The 5,318-nt window shown below is 51.3% G+C and carries 3 protein-coding genes; all 3 read right to left on the bottom strand.

The features are described 5' to 3' along the window. Nucleotides 1-42: 42 nt before the first annotated feature. Nucleotides 43-2,094: an alpha-amylase family glycosyl hydrolase gene (locus tag G5B42_RS11310; protein ID WP_181340578.1), complete on the bottom strand. Its 2,052-nt coding sequence runs from the start codon at nucleotides 2,092-2,094 to the stop codon at nucleotides 43-45. Nucleotides 2,095-2,396: 302 nt separating this feature from the next. Further along, nucleotides 2,397-4,145, bottom strand: a complete 1,749-nt coding sequence (locus G5B42_RS11305) for an alpha-glycosidase (RefSeq protein WP_181340577.1) — start codon at nucleotides 4,143-4,145, stop codon at nucleotides 2,397-2,399. Between the two features lie 42 nt (nucleotides 4,146-4,187). Continuing rightward, complete coding sequence (locus G5B42_RS11300) at nucleotides 4,188-5,201, bottom strand: LacI family DNA-binding transcriptional regulator (RefSeq protein WP_181340576.1); 1,014 nt, start codon at nucleotides 5,199-5,201, stop codon at nucleotides 4,188-4,190. Nucleotides 5,202-5,318: the final 117 nt, after the last annotated feature.

Genomic DNA, 5,318 nt, shown 5'->3' with positions numbered 1-5,318 from the left:
AAAATACGCCACGGTGGGGAGACCTTGCTTGCTCTTTATCAATTATAACGCCTCCTCTTTTCTAGTTTGCACAATAACCACTTCCCCGGGTGCCAGCTTAAACGGTTTCGCCACCGGCCAGCTAAGATCGGTTAATTCGCCCGACCGGTAGAAAAACCGGACTTCCGGCCCGGACCGGAACGGCCGGGGGAGCTCCTTTTTCCAGACAATTTCGGCCTCTTTTTCCAAATCCTTATTGGCAATAAAGACGAAGCCTCTTTGCTCCCGTTTGGAATAATAGCCCAGTTTAATCAGGTCATCCCGCTTCTCTTTCGTCAGGGCCATGATAAAATTGGTTTTGTCCTTAATCAGGCTGAGGAAATGGGCGCGCACCTGACTGGCTTTCCGCAACAAAGCGCTCATCCAGGCAAAATCTTCGGTCAGCCAATGCAGGCAGTAATTGTCAAAGAACGCCAGTTTGCCGTACATCGGATCGTCCTCATCCAGAACGTAGCGGCCCGCTTCGGTGTTGTCCAGCCCAAGGTTCATCGGTTGCCGCTCCAACAATTCCAACCCATTATTGAGGAATGGAACGGTATTCGGGAGCAGATAATTCAAAAGGACCAAAGCCTCAATCCGCCGTTTGTCCTGGTAGTAAAAGGCAAGCCGCGGGGTGTCGGGCATCTCCAACGCCCCGGTGATCGGTAGCTCTGACGGATAGGTCCTACTAATCGCTTCCGCCAGGAAGTCCCGGCCCGCAAAGTGTTTGAAAAACGCCCACAGACTGCCGGTAATAAAGTGAAAACCGTTCCGTTTCAACGCCGGCGCGTTACGGTAATTAAACTCTTCGGACCATAAGATAAATTCGGGATTGACGGCCTTAATCTCTTTGATGATCGCCTGCATCAACTCGGGCGGAAGGGCATGCCCCATATCAATCCGCGCCCCGTCGATCCCATAATTCTTCTGGTAGTAAGGAACCACGCCGATCAAATAATCCCACAGTTCTTTATTGGGCACTTTCCCCCGGTGCACATTGGCACAGGCGCCGTCTTGCAAAATGAACGGGGCATAACCATGGAAAGCGTCGTCGGGATGGGGCCCCCGTTTGCGCCCAAGGCAGGCCCGGGCTTCCGGATGCAGATCAAAATAAAACTTCAAATAGGTCACATCAAACCACGGCGGCTGGGGGTCGTTAATGACGTTGGAAAAACCGGGTACCGTCGTAATGCCGAAGGCCTCCTCAATCAACGTCAGAATGTTCTCCCCGGTGCGCTTTTGCCGCTCTTTTACTTCTTCCCACCGCTGCGGGTCCAAAACCGACGGCGGGTAGGTGAATTTCCGCAGGTGGTCTTCGATCCCGGGAGTACTGTATAGTTTTTTGAGGTTCTTGCCCCGGGCCGCAGAAAGAACAGGGACCTTTTCCACATGCGGCAGGATAAAATCGGCATTATGGCGGTGTTCAATCCAGTAAAACCATTCCGGATGCGCAATGATCAGATCATGGTCACGGCTGGCCGTCCGGAAGACAAAATCGAGCATGACCTTCATCCCCAAGAGATGACAAGCTTCCACAAAGGCTTTAAACTCTTCTTCCGTCCCCACTCCGGCGGCGCGCAATAACGGGTCGTTTAACTCCGGATCAAGACGGTAATGGTTCCGGATCGCGTAGGGGCTCCCCACTTCTCCCTTCAAGTATTTGGTCCCGGTTTCTAAGACGGGAAGGAGATAGACAACATCAACCCCAAACTCCTTTAAGAGGGGAAGCAAAGCCATGGATTTAAGGAAAGAGCCCGGATAAACCCGGCTGCTGTGGTCGTGGGTCCAGGCGGTAAAACTCCGCGGAAACATGCCGTAGATAATCTGTTCAGTTACGTTCGCCTTTTCCACGGTGCCGGTTTGGGGACCGGCGGTTTCCTTAGGCGCCAGGATCTGCCGCTCCAAACAGGAACGGAGAAAATGATATGGACAGACAAGAATCTCCTTGGGCCTTGCCGGATCCCTTTCGTAATCGGTATACCCAAAATAGTTCCAAGCTTCAGGTATGTAATATTTTTGCCGGGCGGTTTCTTCTCCGGCTTTAAGGATGTTAATAATCTTTACTAAAGTATCCATCGATCCTCCAACGTGACAGGTTATTTATCAAATATACGCTATGCATTGCTTTTTACGTCAGCCCGGTTCCAAACGGCCAAATTCCCTGATTCAGCCAAGCTGCGTCGGTCTCCCGGCTTCTGTGTTCAGACCCACCTCCTTTTGGGTGATAACCGGCCGAAAACAAACCCAAAGTTCTACCGCATCCGTGTGGTAATTATTATCTCGGCAAGAAATTTTGTGCAAACGTTAGCAATAAGATTATATCCTAGAACCCATCCGGTGTCAACCATCGCGCTTCCAAATATTATCAGGATTTACACTTATACAAGCACCGCTCCGCTGACCGGGGGCAGCTCGATCTTAACCACTCCATTGACGACGGGATATTCCCGGTTGTTCAGGTGATCGGTCAGGCTTTGCTTTCCGGAGACCGGTAGTTCAATCGTTTGCCATACTTCGCTGTTGTTTAAAAGGACATAGACCCGTTCCTCCCCGTTTTCCCGGATGAACCCATAGGTATCTTTCACCTGATCCAGCAGGACAGTCCGGTAGCTACCAGCAGTCAACGGGGACAGGCGGCGGCGCAAACCGATCACCCGGCGGTAATAGGCGGTCAGGTCGCCGTCCACCCGCTCCCAGCGCATCGGTTGGCGGTAATCTTCTTCATCGATCCCCTCCAGACCAACTTCATCACCGTAAAAGACCGACGGAATTCCCGGCGCCGTCATTTGGTATAAAACGGCGAGTTTATAACGGCGCTGATCCCCTTGACACCACGAGATGAAACGAGCGACATCATGGCTGTCCAACAAATTCATTTGTAAATTTGCGATCGGCCGCATGTAACGCATCAACAACTGGTGCATCCCGGCGTCGAACTCGTAAACCCCAATCCGGCGTTCGGCGAAAAATTCGCGGCAGAGGTCGGCAAAACGGTAGTTCATCGTAGAATCAAACTCATCCCCCTGGAGCCAGGGCTCGGCATCGCCCCAGATTTCACCGACCAAAATCACCTCGGGCTTCACCGCCTTCACCGCCCGGCGAAAACACTTCCAAAAGTAATGGTCTACTTCGTTGGCCACGTCCAGACGCCAACCATCGATATCGGCTTGCTCAATCCAGAACGTTCCCACTTTCAACAGGTATTCACGTACTTCCGGATCGCCCGTGTTCAGTTTCGGCATATACCGGGTATAGGCAAAGCATTCATAGTTGGGCGGATCCTCAAAACGCACGGGAAATTCCAACTGGTAGAACCAGTTCCGGTAGGGGGACTTTTCCCCTTTTTCTAGCACATCCCGGAAGGCGAAGAAATGCGGCCCGCAGTGGTTAAACACACCGTCTAGGATGACTTTAATCCCCAGCGCGTGGGCTTTGCGCACCAGATCCTGAAAGGTTTCCAGATCGCCAAAACAGGGATCGATGGTAAAGTAATCCGCAGTGTCATATTTGTGGTACGAATGGGCCGTAAAGATCGGCGTCAAATAAAGACAGTTGATCCCCAGATCCGCCAGATAGGGCAGGTTGGCGGTGATGCCCGCCAGATTCCCGCCGCAACGGCCTTTGCTTTCACCCCCGGTCTGGTTGCGGATGGTTTTGGGAGCCACCACCATCTCCTGTGGTCCTGTCGCGAAGCTGTCCGGGAAGATCTGGTAGATCACGGCTTGAGAAGCCCAGGTGGCCGGCCGGTAGATCTCTTCCCGGCGAAGGTACGGCAAAATAAAATAGGTATTCCGGTTCACCGGCAAAGCTGAAGCAAAGTTTTGACCAAAATAATAAAGGCTTTCCTGTCCGTCGGACAACCAGAACAAATAGCAGATCCGTTTGAATTCGGTCGCCAATTCCACCTCAAAATAATCAAAGAGATAATCCGATGCGATCTTGGTCATTACCGCCCGTTGCAGGGGGACGGGATTGGTCGAAGCATAACGGTCACCGTAGTAAAGCACACACTGTTTTAGATCGCCCTTTTTTGCTCTCAACCGCACGGCAATCCTTGCCTCGTCCAGGGCGTAAAGGTAAGGGGGGGGCTGTCTGGTGGTACACCGCTTCTTTAAACAATGTTTCAACCTCACTTCTTGCTATACTTTATATTTTTGATTGTCCCGCAATCACCCGCGCTGCGTCGAACTGCGGATTACGAGCTCAGCGGGGATGATTGCCTGGTTATAACTGCGGATATTGCTGCCCATGATGGTCTGAAGCATCTCAAAGGCTTTCGTCCCCAACGAAAACGCATTGATCTTCACCGAAGTCAGGGGCGGGTTATAATAATCGGCCAGGGGCACATTGTTGATCCCGGCAACGGCAATATCATCCGGCACCCGGAGCCCGGCTTGATGGATGGCTTTTATCGCGCCGAAAGCCAGTAAATCGTCGCAAGCGATCACTCCGGTAGGACTTTTCCCCTGGGCCAAAAAGGCTTTCATCAGGTCATATCCATTGTCGGAGATAAACTTACTTTCAATCACCATCCGGGAGTCAAAAGGAATATCATGTTCTTCAAGGGCTTTTTTGTAACCGTTCAACCGGTCCCGCGTCACCCGGTAACCGGGAGAATAACCAAGAAAAGCAATGCTCCGGTGCCCCTGTTCAATAAAGTAGGTCGCCAACTGATAACCGATCAAAAAATTATCATTGTCGACCCAGTTCACATAGGGGTTTTCCGTCCGGCCAATCACCACAAAGGGAAAATTGTTCTTGACCAACTGCTCCACCGTGGGATTATCGTCGCGTGAAGTCAGGAGAATAAGCCCCTCGGTAATCCCGCCAAAGGTTAATTCTTTAACCATCTCCCTTTCCTCATCAACCGTGGAAACGTTGGCAAGCAAGATCTTGTACCCCTGTTTATTGGCCATGGAAGCAATTCCACCCAATAATTCAGGGTAAAAGGGGTGTTGCAAGGATTGCTCCGCCATCCCGGGCATCACCACCCCGATGATCTGCGTGGTCCGGTTCACCAGCGACCGGGCGATCATGTTCGGATGATAGTTCATCTCTTTCATAATCTTTAGGACTTTCTCTTTGGTCGCCTCACTGATCCGGGGGCTGTCGGCAATCACCCGTGAGACGGTCGAGGGGGAAACCTTGGCTTTTTTGGCAATATCGTTTATAGTTACCCGCAAGCCAATCACCTTCAATGCAAACGTTTGACCATATATAGAGTAGCATTTTTTTACATCATAAGCAACATTTATTTGCCACTATTCTACCGTTAGTGTATAATTAGGGCTTACTGAAAA

This window comes from Capillibacterium thermochitinicola (assembly GCF_013664685.1).
Lineage (GTDB): Bacteria > Bacillota > UBA4882 > UBA10575 > UBA10575 > Capillibacterium > Capillibacterium thermochitinicola.
Note: the sequence above shows the minus strand (reverse complement) of the source record. Positions and strands in the feature narration are given on the sequence as shown.

What these genes read in the sequence shown, in the direction of transcription:
- G5B42_RS11310 (WP_181340578.1), bottom strand. Translation starts at nt 2,094, where the DNA reads ATGGATACTTTAGTAAAGATTATTAACATCCTTAAAGCCGGAGAAGAA.